23 protein-coding genes are annotated in these 19,803 nt (G+C 63.9%); 12 read left to right on the top strand and 11 right to left on the bottom strand.

The features are described 5' to 3' along the window. The first annotated feature begins 1 nt into the window (after position 1). Positions 2-844, top strand: a complete 843-nt coding sequence (gene rsmA, locus H7847_RS10520; RefSeq protein WP_227269439.1) for a 16S rRNA (adenine(1518)-N(6)/adenine(1519)-N(6))-dimethyltransferase RsmA — start codon at positions 2-4, stop codon at positions 842-844. Positions 845-872: 28 nt separating this feature from the next. Here rsmA and H7847_RS10515 read toward each other — a convergent pair whose 3' ends face one another. The 3 genes from H7847_RS10515 to prfA form a co-directional block, all read right to left on the bottom strand. Beyond that, the gene (locus H7847_RS10515; RefSeq protein WP_227269438.1) at positions 873-1,418 is read right to left on the bottom strand and encodes a DUF4167 domain-containing protein; all 546 of its coding nucleotides are present in this window, start codon (positions 1,416-1,418) and stop codon (positions 873-875) included. Between the two features lie 222 nt (positions 1,419-1,640). After that, positions 1,641-2,456: a peptide chain release factor N(5)-glutamine methyltransferase gene (gene prmC, locus H7847_RS10510; RefSeq protein ID WP_227269484.1), complete on the bottom strand. Its 816-nt coding sequence runs from the start codon at positions 2,454-2,456 to the stop codon at positions 1,641-1,643. Positions 2,457-2,470: 14 nt separating this feature from the next. After that, positions 2,471-3,526 (bottom strand): peptide chain release factor 1, encoded by a 1,056-nt coding sequence (gene prfA / locus H7847_RS10505; RefSeq protein ID WP_227269437.1) that lies wholly within the window; start codon positions 3,524-3,526, stop codon positions 2,471-2,473. 62 nt (positions 3,527-3,588) lie between these two features. On the opposite strand from prfA, the gene H7847_RS10500 reads away from it, so the two are divergent. Further along, positions 3,589-3,876: a hypothetical protein gene (locus tag H7847_RS10500; protein WP_227269436.1), complete on the top strand. Its 288-nt coding sequence runs from the start codon at positions 3,589-3,591 to the stop codon at positions 3,874-3,876. Here the strand turns inward: H7847_RS10500 and H7847_RS10495 are convergent. From H7847_RS10495 to H7847_RS10480, 4 genes are read right to left on the bottom strand one after another with little or no spacing between them, the layout of a single operon-like run. Further along, complete coding sequence (locus H7847_RS10495; RefSeq protein ID WP_227269435.1) at positions 3,817-4,221, bottom strand: DUF1499 domain-containing protein; 405 nt, start codon at positions 4,219-4,221, stop codon at positions 3,817-3,819. The two genes, H7847_RS10500 and H7847_RS10495, sit on opposite strands and share 60 nt — an antisense overlap. A 40-nt stretch (positions 4,222-4,261) precedes the next feature. Continuing rightward, positions 4,262-5,212, bottom strand: a complete 951-nt coding sequence (speB, locus tag H7847_RS10490) for an agmatinase (protein ID WP_227269434.1) — start codon at positions 5,210-5,212, stop codon at positions 4,262-4,264. A gap of 2 nt (positions 5,213-5,214) precedes the next feature. Continuing rightward, complete coding sequence (gene speB, locus H7847_RS10485) at positions 5,215-6,183, bottom strand: agmatinase (protein WP_227269433.1); 969 nt, start codon at positions 6,181-6,183, stop codon at positions 5,215-5,217. A 3-nt stretch (positions 6,184-6,186) separates the two neighbouring features. Next, positions 6,187-7,356: a M20 aminoacylase family protein gene (locus H7847_RS10480; protein ID WP_227269432.1), complete on the bottom strand. Its 1,170-nt coding sequence runs from the start codon at positions 7,354-7,356 to the stop codon at positions 6,187-6,189. A 63-nt stretch (positions 7,357-7,419) separates the two neighbouring features. Here H7847_RS10480 and mazG point away from each other — a divergent pair, with 63 nt between their 5' ends. Beyond that, positions 7,420-8,235, top strand: a complete 816-nt coding sequence (mazG, locus tag H7847_RS10475; protein WP_227269431.1) for a nucleoside triphosphate pyrophosphohydrolase — start codon at positions 7,420-7,422, stop codon at positions 8,233-8,235. On the opposite strand, the gene H7847_RS10470 is transcribed toward mazG, so the two are convergent. Then, positions 8,232-8,585, bottom strand: a complete 354-nt coding sequence (locus tag H7847_RS10470) for a hypothetical protein (RefSeq protein WP_227269430.1) — start codon at positions 8,583-8,585, stop codon at positions 8,232-8,234. The two genes, mazG and H7847_RS10470, sit on opposite strands and share 4 nt — an antisense overlap. Positions 8,586-8,728: 143 nt before the next feature. On the opposite strand from H7847_RS10470, the gene H7847_RS10465 reads away from it, so the two are divergent. From H7847_RS10465 to H7847_RS10455, 3 genes are read left to right on the top strand one after another with little or no spacing between them, the layout of a single operon-like run. Continuing rightward, entirely contained in the window at positions 8,729-9,670 is a 942-nt protein-coding gene (locus H7847_RS10465; RefSeq protein WP_227269429.1) for a nucleoside hydrolase, read from the top strand. Beyond that, a complete protein-coding gene (locus tag H7847_RS10460) occupies positions 9,667-10,116 on the top strand; it encodes a GNAT family N-acetyltransferase (protein ID WP_227269428.1) in 450 nt (149 codons plus the stop codon). The genes H7847_RS10465 and H7847_RS10460 overlap by 4 nt, the downstream gene beginning before the upstream one ends. Before the next feature lie 45 nt (positions 10,117-10,161). Next, on the top strand, positions 10,162-11,574 hold the full coding sequence (locus H7847_RS10455) for a protein adenylyltransferase SelO (RefSeq protein WP_227269427.1): 1,413 nt from the start codon (positions 10,162-10,164) through the stop codon (positions 11,572-11,574). On the opposite strand, the gene H7847_RS10450 is transcribed toward H7847_RS10455, so the two are convergent. Together H7847_RS10450 and H7847_RS10445 are read right to left on the bottom strand one after the other, a co-directional pair. Next, a complete protein-coding gene (locus tag H7847_RS10450) occupies positions 11,571-12,458 on the bottom strand; it encodes a DMT family transporter (protein ID WP_227269426.1) in 888 nt (295 codons plus the stop codon). The genes H7847_RS10455 and H7847_RS10450 overlap by 4 nt on opposite strands. Before the next feature lie 73 nt (positions 12,459-12,531). Then, complete coding sequence (locus H7847_RS10445) at positions 12,532-13,827, bottom strand: DEAD/DEAH box helicase (RefSeq protein ID WP_227269425.1); 1,296 nt, start codon at positions 13,825-13,827, stop codon at positions 12,532-12,534. 336 nt (positions 13,828-14,163) lie between these two features. Here H7847_RS10445 and H7847_RS10440 point away from each other — a divergent pair, with 336 nt between their 5' ends. The 6 genes from H7847_RS10440 to H7847_RS10415 all read left to right on the top strand — a co-directional run bounded on the left by H7847_RS10440 (position 14,164) and on the right by H7847_RS10415 (position 18,628). Beyond that, positions 14,164-14,577, top strand: a complete 414-nt coding sequence (locus H7847_RS10440; protein WP_227269424.1) for a Fur family transcriptional regulator — start codon at positions 14,164-14,166, stop codon at positions 14,575-14,577. Positions 14,578-14,606: 29 nt separating this feature from the next. Next, on the top strand, positions 14,607-15,326 hold the full coding sequence (locus H7847_RS10435) for an NYN domain-containing protein (protein ID WP_227269423.1): 720 nt from the start codon (positions 14,607-14,609) through the stop codon (positions 15,324-15,326). 56 nt (positions 15,327-15,382) lie between these two features. Continuing rightward, positions 15,383-16,255, top strand: coding sequence for a DMT family transporter (locus H7847_RS10430; protein WP_227269422.1), 873 nt, complete (start codon positions 15,383-15,385; stop codon positions 16,253-16,255). A gap of 60 nt (positions 16,256-16,315) precedes the next feature. Continuing rightward, a complete protein-coding gene (gene eno / locus H7847_RS10425) occupies positions 16,316-17,590 on the top strand; it encodes a phosphopyruvate hydratase (RefSeq protein ID WP_227269421.1) in 1,275 nt (424 codons plus the stop codon). Further along, positions 17,590-18,102, top strand: a complete 513-nt coding sequence (locus tag H7847_RS10420) for a GNAT family N-acetyltransferase (RefSeq protein ID WP_227269420.1) — start codon at positions 17,590-17,592, stop codon at positions 18,100-18,102. Before eno ends, H7847_RS10420 begins: the two co-directional genes overlap by 1 nt. Positions 18,103-18,208: 106 nt before the next feature. After that, the gene (locus H7847_RS10415; protein WP_227269419.1) at positions 18,209-18,628 is read left to right on the top strand and encodes a cupin domain-containing protein; all 420 of its coding nucleotides are present in this window, start codon (positions 18,209-18,211) and stop codon (positions 18,626-18,628) included. On the opposite strand, the gene H7847_RS10410 is transcribed toward H7847_RS10415, so the two are convergent. Beyond that, positions 18,625-19,752: an anhydro-N-acetylmuramic acid kinase gene (locus H7847_RS10410; protein ID WP_227269418.1), complete on the bottom strand. Its 1,128-nt coding sequence runs from the start codon at positions 19,750-19,752 to the stop codon at positions 18,625-18,627. The genes H7847_RS10415 and H7847_RS10410 overlap by 4 nt on opposite strands. Positions 19,753-19,803: the final 51 nt, after the last annotated feature.

The following is a 19,803-nucleotide window of genomic DNA, read 5'->3' as shown; positions in this document are numbered from 1 at the left end:
GATGAGCGCGATTGACGCCCTGCCCCCGCTCAGGGAGGTCATCCGCAGCCACCATCTGCAGGCGCGCAAATCCATGGGCCAGAACTTTCTGCTGGACCTGAACCTGACGGCCAAGATCGCCCGGCAGGCCGGAGATCTGACCGCCTGTGACGTGCTCGAAATCGGGCCCGGTCCGGGTGGGCTGACACGGGGGCTTCTGGCGGAGGGCGCGCGACACGTGCTGGCGATCGAAAAGGATGCACGCTGTCTGCCCGCGCTGGCGGAGGTGTCCGCTGCCTATCCCGACCGCCTGACGGTGCTGGAAGGCGACGCGCTGGAGATCGATCCGCTGGCGTCGCTGACGCCCCCCATCCGCGTGGCGGCCAACCTGCCCTACAACGTCGGCACTGAACTCCTGGTGCGCTGGCTGACGCCGCAGGTCTGGCCCCCGTTCTGGCAAAGCCTGACGCTGATGTTTCAGCGCGAAGTCGCGGAACGGATCGTGGCGCAGCCGGGCAGCAAGGCTTACGGCAGGCTCGCGATCCTCGCGCAATGGCGGGCGGATGCGCAGATCGTGATGCAACTGCCCCCCGAGGCTTTCACCCCGCCGCCGAAAGTTTCAAGCAGTGTGGTCCACCTGACAGCGCTCCCCTGCCCCCGGTATCCCGCTGATCCCGCGATCCTCAGCCGGGTGGTTGCAATGGCTTTCAATCAGCGGCGCAAGATGCTCCGCGCAGCGCTCAAGGGTCTGGCACCGGATGTCGAAGACAGGCTGCGGGCAGCGGGGCTGAAGCCCACGGATCGCGCCGAACAGATCTCTGTTGAGGGGTTCTGTGCGCTGGCCCGTGAGATCGCCGCCTCCTAAAAGACCCCCCGGTAGCGCGCCGCGGATTTTACTCAGCCGCCTTCGGAGCGTCATCTCCACCGCCGTCCGACGATGTCTCCGCCTCTGCTGCGGGTGCGGGCTTGGGGCGTGGCTTGCGGCGCGGTGTCCGTTTGGGCTTGGGCTGGCTTTCGGGTGTCTCGACAAGCCCGCTGTCCCCCTCCTGAACCGGCGCCGGGGCGATGGGGTGTTCCTCGGCGGCCTGCGCCGCTTCGCGTTCCTGGCGTTCGGCGCGTTCGCGGTCCCGCTCTGCCTGGCGCTCGCGGTTCTGGCGTTCCTGCTCCTCGCGGCGCTGGTCGATTTCGCGCTGCGCCTCGCTGAGCAGGCGCGTGTAATGTTCGGCGTGCTGCTGAAAGTTCTCAGCGGCGACACGGTCATTGCTCAGCTGCGCGTCACGCGCCAGTTGGTTATACTTTTCAATGATCTGCTGCGGTGTCCCGCGCACTTTCCCCTCGGGACCCGAGCTGTCAAAGACGCGGTTTACAACGTTACCGCCTTGATTATTGGACCTGTTGCGGTTGCCCTTTGAGCGGGACCGGGATCGCGATGATTTCATGAAGCTTGCTCAGCCTTCGTGCTGTTGATCGTGGAACCGGATGCGCCTCGTGCAGCATATTCTCCGGCTTTCGATATGTTGGGCATAATGCCGCGCGGGACCACATCAGAGAAGTATCCACCGCTGCAACATCCTTGAATATGCATGGCAGGCGCATCGCTGCAAGAGGAAAACCGCAGTTTGGCACGGTTTTGGTTAAATTTCCTGAAATTCCGGTGGGTTTCAGCCGGGCTTGGACGCGCAGAGCACCCTGTCCCGACCTCCCAGATCAGGGAGAATCGCTATCTCTCCCCAGCCCTGCTCCTGGAATATCTGTTGGACGTCGGGGGCCTGCCGCCAGCCAATTTCAACCAGGACGCGACCCGTGGCACTCAGGTACCCCTGCGCCTCCGCGGCAATGACCCGGTAAGCGCTCAGCCCGTCCGCCTCATCCGTCAGTGCCGCGCGCGGCTCATGATCGCGCAGTTCGGGCTGGACGTGCTGCATTTCACTGGCCGCCAGATAAGGCGGATTGGAGACGATCAGATCGAACCGGTCCTCTACCCTGTCAAACCAGTCGGACTGCTGCAGCATGGCCCGGTCCGCCACCGCATGCAGCACCGCATTGGCGCTGGCCTGAAGGCAGGCCACCTCGCTGATATCAACCCCCACGCCGGAGGCCTCCGGCCGCTCTGCCAGCAGCGTGACCAAGATGCAGCCCGACCCGACACCAAGGTCCAGCACCCGGTCAAAGGGACCACAAAGGGCGGTTTCCACAAGGGTCTCCGTCTCCGGGCGCGGGTCGAGCACCTCGCTGGAGATATCGAACCGCCGCCCGTAGAACTCGCGCGAGCCGATGAGCTGGGAGACCGGCACCCGCACCGCGCGCAGGGCCACAAGGTGGTCGTAGCGCTCGGCAATGTCCGGTGCGATGTCCTCGGGCGCGATCAGGGTGACCCGCGCGGCATCGACCCGGGCGGCATGGGCCAGAAGCACCCGCGCGTCGCGCGCGGGGTCCGGCACGCCTGCCGCGCGCAGCCGCGCCATGGCCGCCACCATCGCTTCGGCAGCGGTCACTGCCCCATCTCCGCCATCTGCCGGGCCTGCGCATCTGCCGTCAGCGCATCCACGATCTCATCCAGATCGCCCTGCAGGATCGCATCGAGCCGGTAGAGTGTCAGATTGATGCGGTGATCGGTCATGCGGCCTTGCGGAAAGTTATAGGTGCGGATGCGTTCCGAGCGGTCGCCGGAGCCCACCTGGGCGGCCCGGTCGGCGGAGCGTTCGCTGTCCGCCCGGCTCCGCTCCAGATCATAGAGGCGGGCCTTGAGCACCTGCATCGCGATCTCGCGGTTGCGGTGCTGCGATTTCTCGGAGCTGGTCACGACGATGCCCGAGGGCACATGGGTGATCCGCACCGCGGAGTCGGTGGTATTGACGTGCTGCCCCCCGGCCCCGGAGGCGCGCATCGTATCAATCCGCAGATCGTTGGGCGCGATCTGGATATCGACGTCTTCGGCCTCGGGCAGCACCGCAACGGTCGCCGCCGAGGTATGAATCCGCCCGCCGCTTTCGGTCGCGGGCACCCGCTGCACCCGGTGCACGCCGCTTTCGAACTTGAGCCGGGCAAAGACATTCTCGCCCTTGACGTGGGCAACGACCTCCTTGATGCCGCCAAGCTCGGTCTCCTGCAGCTCTATGATCTCCATCTTCCAGCCACGCGCCTCCGCATAGCGCTGGTACATGCGCAAAAGATCCCCGGCAAACAGGGCAGCCTCATCCCCGCCGGTGCCGGGGCGGATTTCCAGCATCGCCGGTTTGGCATCGGCCTTGTCGCGGGGCAACAGCGCCAGTTGCAAGGCGGTCTCGGCCTCGGGCAGCGCCGCCTTGAGGCGCGGCAGTTCCTCTTCGGCCAGCGGCGCCATGTCAGGGTCCGCCAGCATCTCCTGCGCCTCGGCCAGGTCGTTCAGCAACTGCTCGTAGGCACTGATCTGCTCCACCACCGGGCGCAGATCGGAATACTCCTTGGCCAGTGCGGCGATATCGGCCGCCCCGTCTCCGGCCGCCATCGCCGCCTCCAGATACTGAAAACGATCGGTAATCTGCTTAAGTCTTGAGCGTGGGATCATGCCCCTGCAATCCGATATTGAAAGCCTTTGGTCAAGGGCACATTCCATGCTAGCATTACCCCATGAAACGACTTGCTTTCATATTTTTTTTCGCGGCCCTGCCTGCCGCCGCAGACGTGACCTACCCCAGCGGGAAAACCGTCGAGTGTTATTGCACCGACCGATCCGGCGGCCGCATTGAACTGGGCGAGACGATTTGCCTGAACGTCGACGGGCGTATGTTCATGGCGCAGTGCCAGATGTCGCTGAATGTGCCGATGTGGCGCGAGGTCCAGCAGGGCTGCCTGTCCTCATCCCTGGAGCGCGGCGAGCAACCCTTCGAGTCGTTCGCGATTGACGCCCATATCTGACCGGCCAAACCGCAGCCGGGCATGGGCCTTGAGCGTGCCGTCCGCATACTCCAGCGTGGTGTAGTCGGGAAATCCGAAGGCTGCGGAGCGTGTGATGTATGTCACCCGGCCTGCGTCCGTGCTGCCGGCAAGAACCTGCGTGCGCGGCAGCGCCTCCATGAAGGCCGCCGCGGCGGCGAAATCCTCTGGCGAGGCTTCAACCACCCGCACGGCACCGCCGTCGAAATCGGCGCTCTCCGTCTCCTCGACCGGCACGTGCCAGCGCGCCGCATCACTCGGGGCCAGACGGATGTACCCCAGCCCGGCGACAACCAGCAAAATCAAAATCAGCAGCACAAAGCGCATGTTTCAAGACCCCTTTCATGACCTTCCGCCAGAACCCTGCCTAGCGGTACCGGACCCCCGGCAGAACGCACAGCAGCTCAAAGAGGATGTTTGCCCCGACAAGCGCCGTGTTTCCTGATATATCGTAAGGGGGCGAGACTTCTACAAGATCACAGCCGACGATATTAAGCCCTTTGAGCGCGCGGATCAGTTCCATCGCCTGCGGGGTGGTCAGCCCGCCGATCTCGGGCGTGCCGGTGCCCGGCGCAAACGCCGGATCGAGACTGTCGATATCGTAGGTGACATAGACCGGCGTCTCGGGCCCGATGTCGCGCCGGATCTCGCCGCCCAGGCCGGACAGGCTGCGATGCCAGAGCTCTTGCGCCGGGAATTGCTGAAACCCCCAGCCCTGCGCCTCGGCGAAATCCTCGGCCGTGTAGCCGGTGCCGCGCAGACCGATCTGATAGGTCTTTTCAGGCAGGATCAACCCTTCCTCGTGGGCGCGGCGAAAGACCGTGCCATGGGTTTCACGCTCACCGAACATATCGTTGTTCACATCCGCATGGGCATCCACATGCACCAGTGCCACCGGCCCGTGGCGTTTGTGCATCGCCCGCAGGATCGGCAGGGTGATCGAATGATCGCCCCCGATGGCGATGGGCATGGCGTCATAGTCCAGAATGGCGTTGTAGCTTTCCTCGATGATCTTCAGGCTCTGGGCCAGCGAAAAGGTGTTGATCGCCAGATCGCCGATATCGGCCACCTGCAGGCTGTCGAAGGGGGCCGCGCCAGTGCCCATGTGATAGGGCCGGATCATCGCACTTTGCGACCGCACCTCCTTGGGGCCGAACCGCGTGCCCGAGCGCCAGGAGGTGCCGATGTCGATGGGCACCCCCAGAAAGGCCACGTCGAGCCCTTTGAGGTCATTGACCATCGGCAGCCGCATAAAACTGCCCGGCCCGGAAAAGCGCGCCAGATCATTGCCGCTGATAGGTTGGTTCTTGGTACTCATGCTTATGTCTCTTCACGCATCCGCCAGCCCAGCAGGCTGAGTATTTCGGTGGCCACATGCGCGCCTGCAATCGCGGTCGCGCCGGTGGTATCAAAGGGCGGCGAGACCTCCACAATATCGCCACCGACGATGTTGATCCCCGCCAGCTCGCGCAGCATTGCCGCCGCCTGCGCGCTGGTCAGCCCGCCCCAGACCGGGGTGCCCGTGCCCGGCGCATAGGCCGGGTCGAGCGCGTCAATGTCAAAGCTCAGATAACAGGGGCGGTCGCCGAGAATGGACTTGATCTTGGTCACCACCGCGGCGGGATCGCTCCCGTGGACCTCACGTGCGTCGATGATGTTCACACCCAGCGTATCGGCGTTGGTGGTCCGAATGCCGACCTGTACCGACGTGGCCGGGTCGACGATCCCCGATTTCACCGCCTTGTAGAACATCGTGCCGTGGTCCACGCGGGACAGGTCCTCGTCCGCCCATGTGTCGGTATGCGCATCGAACTGCAACAGGCTGAGCGGGCCGTATTTCTCCGCATAGGCCTTGAGGATCGGAAAGCTGATATAGTGATCGCCCCCCAGCACGACACTGGCCGCACCGGCGTCAAGAATCCCGCGAATATGCGCGGTCAGCGCCTCGGGAAAGGCCGGCACATTGGCATAGTCAAAGGCCAGGTCCCCGTAATCCACGACCACCCGCTCGCTGAGCACATCAAAGGGCCAACCGTAGGGCGCATCGGGTGCCTGCAGGCTGGAGGCCTCGCGGATCGCGCGCGGCCCCAGCCTTGTGCCGGGCCGGTTGGTCACCGCCTGATCGAACGGCACCCCGGTCACCGCAATGTCCACACCCGTCAGATCCTTGGTATACTTGCGCCGCAGAAACGACAGCGCGCCGCCAAAGGTCAGCTCAAAGCTCGGGCCTTTGGGGTCGTCGCGCGTGAAGGCGTGATCCATCTGGGTCTTTGCGTCTTCCAGCGCCATCCATCAGGCTCCGGTCGCGGGCTGGGCGCGCTCCACCATGCGCGCAAAGAACGAGGCCCCTATGGGGGCGATCTCATCGTTGAAATTGTACTTTGGATGGTGCACGCCTGCGGTGTCGCCCTGGCCCAGCATCAGGTAGGCACCCGGCCGCTTCTCCAGCATGTAGGAGAAATCCTCGGCCCCCATGACAGGCTCCACCTCCGGGTTGACGCCCGCCTCGCCCGCGACCTCGCGCGCCACCTCGGCGGCAAACGCCGCCTTCGCCGCATCATTGACCGTGGGTGGATAGCCGAACTCGAACTCCAGCCGCGCCTCAAGCCCGAAACTGGCGGCCTGGCCCGCGATGATCTCCTCCATCCGGCGCACCACGAGCGCCTGCACCGCTTTGTCGAAGGTGCGCACGGTGCCGTTGATATAACAGGTCTCGGGGATCACGTTGTCGGTGGTGCCGGTGTGGATCTGCGTGGCGGAGATCACCAGCGAGTCGCGCGGGTTGCGGTTGCGGCTGACGATGGTCTGAAGCGCCTGCACGATGGCACAGGCCGCCACCACCGGATCGACGGCATCATGGGGCCGGGCCGCATGGCCGCCCTTGCCGGTGATGTGGATGTGAAACGTGTCGGCGGCCGCCATGATCGGCCCTGGCCGCGTGTTGAAGCTGCCAAAGTCCTTGCCCGGCGCGTTGTGAATGGCGTAAACCTGACCGATCTCAAAGCTGTCCATGATACCTTCCTGCACCATCACCTCGCCGCCGCCGCCAAATTCCTCGGCGGGCTGAAAGATCAGCGCCACACGACCGGAAAAATTGCGCGTCTCCGCCAGGTATTTCGCCGCACCCAGCAGCATCGCGGTATGCCCGTCATGGCCGCAGGCGTGCATCCTGCCCGGATGGGTCGAGGCATAGTCCAGCCCGGTTTCCTCCTCGATCGGCAACGCGTCCATATCCGCGCGCAAGCCAATCGTGGGCCCCGGCCCCTGCCCGTTGATGATCGCCACGATGCCGGTCTTGGCGATCCCCTCATGCAGTTCATCGACGCCAAAGTCGCGCAGTCGCGCGGCCACGAAGGCCGCCGTCTGGTGACACTCCAGCCCCAGTTCCGGGATGGTATGCAGGTGCCGCCGCCACGCGGTCATGTCATCGCTCATGTCGGCAATCCGGTTAACAACGGGCATGGTCTGGACTCCTTGGAGAATGTTCTGTCATCTGCATCTGACACCGAAGAGGCACAAGCTGCAATGGCAGATGATCTGATCCACGATCCCAACGCCGGAATTGACCGCCTGCTGGAGATTATGCGCCGCCTGCGGGATCCCGAAACCGGCTGCCCGTGGGATATTGAGCAGGATTTCAACAGCATCGCCCCCTACACGATCGAAGAAGCCTATGAGGTGGCCGATGCAATAGAACGCCGCGACTGGCCCGAGCTGGAGGGCGAGCTGGGCGATCTGCTGTTGCAGACCGTCTATCACACCGCCATGGGCGAAGAGGCCGGCCATTTCACCTTCCAGTCCGTGGTCCGCGCGATCAGCGACAAGATGGTGGCCCGGCACCCGCATGTTTTCGGCGATGAGGCCCGCGATAAATCCGCCGACCAGCAAACTGCGGACTGGGAAAAGATCAAGGCCGCCGAGCGTGCCGGGAAAGCACAACAGGGCACGCTTGACGGGGTGGCAATCGGGCTGCCGGCGCTGCTGCGGGCGCTGAAGCTGCAAAAACGGGCCGCCCGGGTGGGGTTTGACTGGCCCTCGACCGATGAGGTGCTCGACAAGATCACCGAGGAGGCCGCAGAGCTTGTCGAGGCGCGCGACAGCCTGACCCAGGCGGAGATCGAGGAGGAGTTCGGCGATCTGCTCTTTGTCATGGCCAATCTTGGCCGCCACCTCGGGCTCGATCCGGAAGCTGCCCTGCGCGCGGCGAATGCGAAATTCACCCGTCGTTTCGAAGGGGTCGAGGCCAGGCTTGCGGCACGGGGCAAAACCCCGGCCGACAGCGATCTGGCAGAGATGGATGCGCTTTGGGAGGCGGTCAAGGCAGAGACCCGCAAGCGCTAGCGTTCAACCACCGGCACCCCGGCCCGCCGCAAGGCCCGCACAAAGAACCGCCTTGGCGGGATATCGCTCGAAAACACGTGCAGCACCGCGCCTGAAATCAGATATACCGTCATATCCGTCCTGTGGCTCCGCGTGACGCAGTCCAGTTTGGCAATCTCCGCCAGAGGGACCTTGCGCGGGGACACCCCGGCAGGAAGGATCAGATGCTCTTGCGTCAGTTTCAGCCCGTTGCTGTGGTTTTTTATCAATATGTAGAATGCCATAGCGCCGCCCGCGACCAATGGCAGGTAGAACGGGCCGGGCGCGTCGTGATACAGCCCCAGCGCAAAGAGCACCAAAAACACAATCATCGCAAACCAAGTAAAAGGCCGCCTTTCTGGCAGCCGATATGCGTAAATCTCTTCCACCCGGTCAGGTCTAGCGATGCAATGTGGCGCGGATTTGGCGTGCATGGCCGCTGGACTCTTTCCCGCCCGGTCGGCAAAGAGAGCGCATGACACTTCGCAAGATCATCATCGATACGGACCCCGGTCAGGACGACGCAGTCGCCATCCTTCTGGCCTTCGCCAGCCCGCAGGAACTGGACGTTTTGGGCCTCACCTGTGTTGCCGGGAACGTGCCGCTGGACCTCACGGCCAAGAATGCGCGGATCATCTGTGAACTGGCGGGCAAAACCGATGTCCCGGTCTATGCGGGGTGTGATCGTCCTCTGGCGCGCGCCCTTGTGACGGCAGAACATGTGCATGGCAAAACCGGGCTCGACGGCCCGGACCTGCCGGACCCGCAAATGCCTCTGCAGCAGATGCATGGTGTGGACTTCATCATCGAGACCCTGCGCGCGGCCCCCTCCGGCACGGTCACGCTCTGCCCGCTGGGCCCGCTGACCAACATCGCCACCGCGTTCCGAAAAGCCCCCGATATCGTGCAGAAGGTGCAAGAGATCGTGCTGATGGGCGGGGCCTATTTCGAGGTGGGCAACATCACGCCAACCGCAGAATTCAACATTTACGTCGACCCGGAAGCCGCTGATATCGTGTTCAAATCCGGCGCTCCCACTGTGGTGATGCCGCTGGACGTTACGCATAAGGCGCTGGTCACCGCGCCGCGCAATGACGCCTTTCGCGCCCTCGGCACCCCCGTCGGCATCGCGGTGGCCGAAATGACCGATTTCTTCGAACGGTTCGACAAGGAAAAATACGGCTCTGCGGGGGCGCCCCTGCATGACCCCTGCGTCACCGCTTATCTGATCAAACCGGCCCTCTTCACCGGGCGGCACGTCAATGTCGAAATCGAAACCCGCTCGGAGCTGACCCTCGGCATGACCGTTGCCGATTGGTGGGGCGTCACGGACCGCCAAAAGAATGCGTATTTCATCGGTGATCTGGACGCGGATGGCTTCTTTGACCTGCTGACAGAGCGGCTGGCCCGGTTATGAGTGCCGCCCTGACCCTTGCCCGGCCCGATCACCTTGAAAAGCTCGACGCGCTGGTGGGGGCCTTCCACGCCGAAGAGGGCATTACCCTGCCCGCCGACCAGCGTCGCAAGGGGCTGCAGCCGCTGCTGGAGGGGATCCCGCATGGGGCCGCCTACCTGATCGGGCCGCCGCGCGCGCCCATCGGGTATCTTGTCGTCACCTTCGGCTGGTCCCTGGAATTCGGCGGCCTTGACGGTTTCATCGACGAGATCTACGTGCGGCCCGGTGTGCGCGGCCGCGGCATTGCGACAGAGACGCTGCAGGCCTTGCCGCGCGCACTGGCCGGGGCCGGTCTGAAAGCCCTGCACCTTGAGGTGAACCGCACCGCAGAGGCGACCCAGCGCCTCTACGCCCGTGCCGGGTTCACGCCGCGGGCGGATTACATGCTGATGACCAAAACCTTCTGAGACCGGCGGGTAGCGGCGGCTCCGCCCGCGCCCTATATTGGTGCCATGAGCATTACCGCCCCTTTTGACAACAGCTACGCCCGTCTGCCGCGCAGCTTTTACACCCGCCAGAACCCGGTTCCGGTGCGCGCGCCGCAGTTGATTGCCTATAACGAAAGCCTCGGCGCGCTGTTGGGTCTGTCCGCCGCCACAGAGGCCGAGCGCGCCGCCGTCTTTTCAGGCGTGGACCTGCCCGAGGGGGCCGCCCCGCTGGCGCAGCTTTACGCCGGTCATCAGTTTGGCAGTTACAACCCGCAGCTTGGGGACGGGCGGGCGCTGCTGCTGGGCGAGGTGATCGGCAGCGACGGTCGCCGCTATGACATTCAGCTCAAGGGCTCCGGCCCCACGCCTTATTCGCGGATGGGCGATGGGCGCGCCTGGCTTGGGCCGGTGCTGCGCGAATATGTCGTCTCCGAGGCGATGCATGCGCTGGGAATTCCCACAACGCGGGCGCTGGCCGCCACGCTGACCGGAGAAGACGTTATCCGCGAAACCGTGCTGCCCGGTGCGGTGCTGACGCGCGTGGCCGCCAGCCACCTGCGCGTGGGCACGTTCCAGGTCTTTGCCCACCGCCGCCAGATCGACGAGCTGCGCCAACTGACCGATTACGCCATCGCGCGGCACTATCCGCAGGCGGACGGCCCGCTGGGCCTGCTGCGCGCGGTTTGTGCCGCACAGGCCGAGCTGATCGCCGGATGGATGTCGGTGGGCTTCATCCACGGGGTGATGAACACCGATAACAGCGCCATCTCGGGCGAGACCATCGATTACGGGCCTTGCGCGTTTATCGACGACTATCACGCCGATACGGTGTTCAGCTCCATCGACCGGGCCGGGCGCTATGCCTATTCCAACCAGCCGCATATCGCGGTGTGGAACATGGCACAGCTGGCCACGTCCCTGTTGCAACAGCTCGACGATCCACAGGCCGCCGTGGCGGAAGCCACGCAGATCGTGCATGCCATGCCGGGCCAGACAGAGGCGGCGTGGCTGCGCCGGATGGGGGCCAAGATCGGTCTGACGGGCCCCACGCCCGAGGACGTGCCGCTGATCGAGGGGCTTTTGACCCTGATGCAGGACCAGGGGGCGGATTTCACCAATACCTTTGACGCGCTGGCCCGGTCAGACGCGAGAGACCAGTTCGTGGACCGGGATGCCTTTGACGCCTGGGCCGAAGGATGGCGCGCCCGGCTCGCAACGGAGCAAGACCCGCAAGCTACCATGCAGGCGGCCTCGCCCCGCGTGATCCCGCGCAACCACCGGATCGAAGAAATGATCCAGGCCGCCGTCGCCGCGGACTACGCGCCTTTTCACCGCCTGATGGCGGCCCTGACGGATCCCTTTGACACGCAGGATACAGGTTTGATGCGCGCGCCCACCAAGGACGAACGCGTCGCCGCCACCTTCTGCGGCACTTAAACCCTGCGGGATCGGCGGTTGATAAGATAAATGCCGCCCGACACCAGCCCGAGCGCCCCCCAGACCTGCGGCCCGACTTGCTCATCCAGCAAAAGCCAGCCCAGGATCACCGCAAAAATCGGCGACAGAAAGCTGAAAGAGGCGACCGAGGACGCAGGGTAGATCGTCAGCAGCCAGAACCACGCCAGAAACCCCAGGCTCGCGACAGCGATGATCTGAAAGGCGATGCCGGCATAATGGATCGGCTGCGGGTCGCGCATCAGATCGCCCGTGAGCAGGGCCGCGAAAAGCAGCACAGGCGCGGAGATCACAACCTGAAACATCAGCTGCTGCGCCGGCGGCACGGTGCTCAGCGGTGTGATCTTGACGCAGAGCGCGATGGCAGCCCAGCACAGGGCCGAGGTCAGCGCCATCAGGTCTCCCGCAAGGCTGGCGCTGACATCACTGCGGTCCAGAAGGGCAAGCGCCACACCGGCCATGGCCATTACCAGCCCCAGCCCCTTGAGCCGCGTCATCGCGTCGCCGGGGATCAGAAAATGGCTCGCAATCGCGAGCCAGACCGGCATGGAGTAAAAGATCACCGAGGCGCGGCTGACCGTGGTGAAATCCAGCGCGGAAAACAGTACCATGAACTCGAGCGCAAAGAGCAACCCCGCGAGAATTCCGGCGGGGACAGCCGCGCGCGGCACCCAGAGCGGAATCCCCCGCAGCCGCATCCACAGGAGCAGCACAGCCACCGCCCCGGCAGAGCGCAGCCCGGCGGCGAAAATCGGCCCGAACCCCCCATTGGTGACCTTGATGACCACCTGATTGAACGCCAGATGCAGCGCAAAGGCGATCAGTACGACAGCCCCGAAGGTGTCCATGTGCGATTTGCGGTCCATGGCTGCATCAAAGACGCGTGCGCGCGGATGTCAATTGCCCCTCTCACGCCGACGTGCCGCCCCTATGCCGCTTTCAGGAGGCCGCAGCGCCCCCCGGTTTGCCGCCCCTGCGCCGCCGCCGACGGCTGCCGGGTTTCTTGGGCTGCCCGGCGGGGGTGCCGGGACGCCCGCCGGTATTGGCGGGCCGCCGGCCCCGTCCGCGCCCCTTGGGCGTTTCGCCGGCCGGAATATCCGCCCCCTCCCAAGGCCTGCCAGAGCCTATGGGAATGCTGACCCCCATGGTCTTCTGGATCGCTTTCAGCTCGCCCATTTCATCGGGCGCACAAAAGGCAATCGCGGCCCCGTCCTTGCCCGCCCGCGCGGTTCGCCCGATTCGGTGCACATAGTTGTCCGGCACATTCGGCAAATCGTAGTTGTAGACGTGTTTCACATCCGGAATATCCAGACCCCGCGCCGCCACATCCGTGGCCACCAGCACCTTGATCTCCCCCGATTTGAAGGCGGCGATGGCGCGGTCCCGCTGACCCTGGCTTTTGTTGCCGTGAATGGATCCAGCCGCATAGCCCGCCTTGACCAGCGACTTCATCAGCTTTTCGGAGCCGTGCTTGGTACGCCCGAAAACCAGCGCCCGCTCTTCGCGGTGCTTGTCCAGCAATTCGATCAGCAGGTTCGATTTTTCCGCCTTGGCGATGAAATGCACCTCTTGGGTGACCTTGTCGGCGGCCTTGCCGGGGGGCGAGACCTCCACCCGGATCGGGCTGCGCAGATAGCTTTGCGCCAGCTCGTTCATCTGCTTTGGCATCGTGGCGGAAAACAGCATCGTCTGGCGCTCTTTCGGGATCACATTTGCGATCTTCCGCAGATCATGGATGAAGCCCATGTCCAGCATCTGGTCTGCCTCATCCAGCACCAGAAACACCGCCTCATCCAGGCGCACGGCCCGGCGATCCATCAGATCGAGCAGCCGGCCCGGCGTGGCCACCAGTAGATCGACCCCCCGCTCCAGCCGTTTGATCTGGTTGTTGATCGATTGCCCGCCCACAACCATCGCCACCTTGATCGGTGTGGTCTCGGCAAAGGCGCGCAGGTTCACGCTGATCTGGGTCGCCAGCTCCCGCGTGGGGGCCAGCACCAGACCGCGCACGGACCGGGGCGCGGGACGCCCCTCCAACTCCAGCATCTGCGCCACCAGCGGCACCCCGAAGGCCGCCGTCTTGCCGGTGCCGGTCTGCGCCAGTCCCATCACATCGCGCCCGTTCAACGCGTATGGAATGGCCTGTTTCTGGATCGGCGTGGGGTCTTTCATGCCCATGGCCGCCAGCCGCGCCACCAGTTTCGGTGGTAAACTCATCATGTCAAAATCACTCATCTCAGTCTTTCCTGCGCCGCACGCTGCCGCGCATTTGGGCCGCCGGTAAGGGCGACATTTAGGCAGGCAAAGCAGACCATCGGTACGAGGCCTGCGCTCTGTACCTGTCTATCGCGGTCGGCCCCACGCGTGATTTTGGGAACGTCGGCGGACCTCTCTGGGCAGACAGTCGATCACAAACGGATCCTTGTCTGGCACTGCTCACGCGGCAGAAGGCATCGCCTAGGCTTCACTTGGGTGTTTTGCAGACATAAGTCAACCAAAAGACCAAAACTTGGCTAGCCCCTCTGCATAAAGAGGGGTAAACCTTGCCACCACGCGACAGGAACGGGCCCGATGAGCAAACCGATTTTGATACGTTGCGAGGCTATGGGCCTGCGCATGACCGGACAGCGGCGCATCATTGCGCAGGTTCTGGAAGACAGCGACGATCACCCCGACGTCGAAGACCTCTATGCCCGCGCCTCCGCAATCGACAGTGGCATTTCCATCGCCACGGTGTACCGCACGGTCAAGCTGTTCGAAGAAGCGGGGATCCTCGACAAGCTCGAATTCGGCGACGGCCGCGCCCGCTACGAAGACGCCGAACGGGACCACCACGACCATCTGATCGACATGAATTCGGGCGAGGTGATCGAATTCGTCGATGCCGAGATCGAGGCGCTGCAGGAACGCATCGCGCAAAAACTGGGCTACGAACTTCGCGGTCACCGGTTGGAACTCTACGGCGTCCCGTCGAAAAAGAAATGATAAACTCCCAAACCGGAAAGCGATTGAGAATGGCAAGAGACCGCCCCCTGTTGGCTGTGCTGATTGATGCAGACAACGTCCCGGCAAAATACGCCAGCGCCCTTCTGGACGAGGTCAACCGGATCGGGGAGCCCGCCCTGCGCCGGGTCTATGGCGACTGGTCCAGCGGGAAGCTGAACAAATGGTCCGAGCAGATCCTCAGCCTCGGTCTGGTCGCCCATCAGGACACCGCCAACACCACGGGCAAGAACGCCTCTGACATCGGGCTGGTGATTGACGCAATGGACATCCTGCATGGCGGGCGTTTTGACGGGTTCGTGATCGTCTCGTCCGACAGTGATTTCACTGCCCTTGCAAACCGCCTGCGCGAAGACGGGCTCATGGTCATCGGGATTGGCGAGACCAAGGCGCCCGAAGCTTTGCGCAACGTCTGCAATCGGTTCATTCTGATCGAAAACCTGCCCGGCATTCAGGACGATGAAGCCCCGGCGGACAAATCCAAATCGGCGCTCCCGCTCAACCACGCCTACCAGCGCATCCGCAACGCCATGAACAGCATTGAGCAGGACGACGACTGGTACAGCCTCGGGCAGATCAAAAACGCCATTACGGCATCGCATTCCGATTTCGATCAGCGCAGCTATGGGCATGCGAAATTCAGTGGGCTGGTCAAAGCGCTTTCGGACAAGATTGAAACGAAAAGCGCGGGCAATACCATTTTGATCCGCTCCAGGAAACCGCCGCGCTAGACATCCCGCATCGCAGAGCCTAGACCGACAGCAGGACCTTCCGGACAGGACACATCATGGACAACCTGCGCGGTGCTGGCCTGATGGTCGGCGCGATGCTGCTCTTTGCGATCGAGGACATGCTGATCAAATTCATGGCCGCCAGTCTGCCCATCGGGCAGATTTTGGGCATGATCGGTCTGGGCAGCGCGCTGCTGCTGGCGGCTGTGCTGCGGCTGCAGGGTCAGGCGCTGTTCACCCGCCGGATGCTGAGCCCGGCGATCCTGCTGCGCGCCGCGGGCGACCTGGTGGGCACCATCGGGTTTGTGACGGCCATCGCCCTCACCCCGCTTTCCACCGCCTCGGCAATCCTGCAGGCGACCCCGCTTTTCGTGACACTTGGCGCGGCACTCTTTTTGCAGGAAACCGTCGGCTGGCGGCGCTGGACGGCGGTCCTGGTGGGTTTTTTGGGTGTCTTGCTGATCATCCGGCCCGGCATGGAAGGCTTTGACTGGCAATCCCTTTTTGCCGTGCAGGGGGTCATCGGGCTGGGCATCCGGGACCTCGCCACCCGGCGCATCCCGCGCGAAACCTCCTCGCTGCAACTCAGCTTTCTGGGTTTTCTGGTGCTGATCCCGGCCGCGGCCCTGATGCTCTGGCTCAATGCGTCGCCCCTCGCACCGCTCTCGGGGCTGACCTGGGTCTATCTGCTGAGCTCGCTTGTCATCGGCATCTTCGCCTATTATGCGATCATCGCCGCCATGCGTCTGGGCGAGATCAGCTTTGTCACCCCGTTTCGGTATTCGCGCATCCTTTTTGCCCTCGTCATCGGCATTGGCGTTTTTGACGAAGACCCCGACGCCCTTACCCTGCTGGGAGCCGCGATCATCGTGGCGTCGGGGCTCTACACGCTCTGGCGCGAAAGAAGGGTGCAGCCCGGCCCCGCCTAGACCTTTTCATCGCCAGGACATCCGGGTATCACGCGATCAACGCACAACAAGGAGCCTCTCATGAGCACGATCATCGACATCCACGCGCGCGAAATTCTGGACAGCCGGGGCAATCCCACCGTCGAAGTCGATGTGATCCTTGAAGACGGCACAATGGGCCGCGCCGCTGTGCCCTCCGGGGCCTCCACCGGCGCCTATGAGGCGGTCGAGCGGCGCGATGGGGACAAGACGCGCTATCTGGGCAAGGGCGTGCTGGAGGCCTGTGCGGCCGTCAACGGCGAGATTGCCGAGGCGCTGGTCGGCATTGATGCCACCGAACAGGTGGAGGTCGACAGCGTCATGATCGAGCTCGATGGCACCGACAACAAGTCCCGTCTGGGGGCCAATGCGATCCTTGGCGTGTCGCTGGCCACGGCCAAGGCGGCGGCGGACTTCTGCACCCAGCCGCTTTATCGCTATGTGGGCGGGACCTCGGCCCGCGTGTTGCCGGTGCCCATGATGAATATCATCAATGGCGGGGAGCACGCCGACAACCCCATCGACATTCAGGAATTCATGATCATGCCGGTCGCCGCAGAGAACATGCGCGAAGCGGTGCGCATGGGGGCGGAGGTGTTCCACACCTTGAAAAAGGAGCTCTCCGCCGCCGGTCTCTCCACCGGGATCGGGGATGAAGGCGGCTTTGCACCCAACATCAACTCCACGCGGGATGCGCTTGATTTCATCCTGAAATCTATCGAAAAAGCCGGATACACACCGGGCGAGGACATCTACCTCGCCATGGATTGCGCCGCGACCGAATATTACAAGGGCGGCACATACGAGCTTGCGGGGGAAGGCAAGTCGCTGACCTCCGAGGAAAACGTGGCCTATCTGTCGGCGCTGGTGGACGACTATCCGATTATCTCCATCGAAGACGGGATGTCCGAAGACGATTGGGACGGCTGGAAGGCGCTGACCGATGCTCTGGGCGACCGGGTACAACTGGTGGGTGACGATCTCTTTGTGACAAACCCGGCGCGTCTGGCCACGGGGATCGCCCGCGGATCGGCAAACTCCATGCTGGTAAAGGTCAATCAGATCGGCAGCTTGACGGAGACACTTAAAGCAGTGGACATGGCACATCGTGCGGGTTTCACCAATGTGATGTCACACCGCTCCGGCGAGACCGAGGATGCAACGATCGCCGATCTCGCGGTGGCCACCAACTGTGGTCAGATCAAGACCGGTTCGCTGGCACGCTCGGACCGGCTGGCCAAGTACAACCAGCTCATTCGTATCGAAGAAGCTCTGGGCGAGACTGCTGAATACGCCGGTCGCACCATTCTGCGCTGATGCCGGAGGTAGTGATCCGCCGGGCGGAAACATCCGCCGACATCGAGACGGTGCGACAGCTCTGTTGGGAATATCGCGACTATCTGCTGAACTTCAGCGCCGCGATACGGCCCATGATGGAGACGTTTTACCCCCAGGACGCTTATGCCGCGCTGATGGCGGCGTTACCGGGCAAACATGCGCGGCCCCGTGGAGTGATCCTGCTGGCTGAAATTGACGGCGCGCCGGTGGGCTGTGGCATGACCCACCCGCTCAACGCCCGCGACGCGGAGGTCAAGCGGGTCTTTGTCCGCGACGCGGCGCGCGGGACCGGCGCAGGCGCACGCCTGTCGCAGGCGCTGGTGGATCAGGCCCGCGCGGATGGGTTCAAACGGGTTTTGCTGGACACCGCGGCGCAGTTTACGCATGCGCAGAAGCTTTATGAAAAACTCGGGTTTCAAGCGCGCGGCCCCTATTCGGATCTGCCTCCCGGCACCGAAGAGTCATTGGTGTTCTACGAGTTCGTGCTGTGACAGACGCGTGCCTGCAAACGGCCCTGAGCACGCTTTCAGCCTGCGGCCTGCGAGGCCGCAGCACCACACCGCAGCGCGGCCTGCGCGCCCGGCTAGCCTGACCTCTATGACAGCACAAGAGATCATCGAAACCCTCCGTCTCAGCCCCCACCCCGAAGGCGGGCATTATCGCCAGACCTGGGTCGCGGAGAATGACGGCAGACCCAGCGGGACCTGTATCTATTTTCTGCTGGCCGTGGGGGAACGGAGCCATTGGCACCGGGTCGATGCGACGGAAATCTGGCTTTATCACGCGGGGGCCCCGCTGATGCTGTCGCTCAGCGCGTCAGAGCGTGGCCCGGCGCAGGATCATCTGCTGGGGCCCGATCTGACTGTTTCACGGCCACAGATCATTGTGCCCAAAGACCATTGGCAGGCGGCGCGCAGCACCGGAGGGTATACGCTGGTCAGCTGCACGGTCTCCCCCGGCTTCAGCTTTGACGGGTTCACGCTTGCGCCGCCGGGGTTTGACATTCCCCGACACTAATGGGCCACCTGCTGTGCCACGGCGGGATAGCTGACCGTCCCGCCGCCCACGGCGGCGCGCACCCCGGTGGTGCCGGGGCAGGATGTGGGCAAGCCCCGCGCCACCCGAACCGCCAGATAGGCAAAGGCCTGCGCCTCGAGCATATCCCCGTCGAGGCCGACCTCTTCGACAGGTTTCACCGGACAATCCAGCGCGACCGACAGCATCTCCATCAACACCGGGTTACGCCGCCCGCCCCCCGTCACCAGCATCTGCACCGGGGGCGACGGGCAGTGGCGCAGCCCCTCCAGAACACCGGCCGCCGACATACCCGTCAGCGTGGCGGCCGCATCGGCATCCTTCAGCTCGCTTACCAGCGCGATCATCTCGGAAAAATCGTTTCTATCCAGTGACTTCGGCGGCATGCGTGCAAAGTAGGGTTCTGCCAGAAACAGCTCAAGCGCGCCCTGTTCGACCCGGCCCTGCCGCGCGATGCGACCGTCTTTGTCGTAGGGCAGATCAAGGCGCGCGCGCAGCAGATCGTTGATCGGCGCATTCGCCGGCCCCGTATCAAAGGCCAGCAGCGCGCCGGCCATCTCGGGGCGCGAAAAGGAAGGATCCACATAGGTCAGGTTGCCCACGCCGCCGAGGTTCAGAAAGGCAAGCGGCGCGGAGGCCCCGATGTAGTGGGCGCAGGCGAAATGAAAGAAGGGCGCGAGGGGTGCGCCCTCGCCGCCAAGCTCCACATCCGCACTGCGGAAATCCCAAACCACCGGCAGGTCCAGCGCGGTGGCAAGCCATGCGCCATCGCCCACCTGCAAGGTGCCTTGCGTCCGCGGGGCATGGGCCAGAGTCTGGCCATGAAAGCCCACCAGATCAACGTCTTCGAAGTCTTCAAGGGCCGCCAGATGCGCCTGCTCCACCACATCCGTGGCGGCATCGACCGCCTGCCCGCGCCACTGACCCAGCGCCCGCGCCAGCACCTGCTGTTCGGAGGGTTCATAGGGCCGGTAGAACGTCGGGCCAAACCCTTCGATCCGGTGACCGTCGGTCACGACGACGGCCGCATCCACCCCGTCCAGCGAGGTGCCGCTCATCGCGCCCAAGGCGGTGAGGCTGCCCGTTTTTGAGATGGCCCTTGCCAAAGCCTTTTCCTTTGCCTGCTCTGCGCCTATAGAGTGCGCAGAATGCCAGCC

It is taken from the genome of Roseobacter weihaiensis (assembly GCF_020622345.1).
GTDB lineage: Bacteria > Pseudomonadota > Alphaproteobacteria > Rhodobacterales > Rhodobacteraceae > Roseobacter > Roseobacter weihaiensis.
Note: the sequence above shows the minus strand (reverse complement) of the source record. Positions and strands in the feature narration are given on the sequence as shown.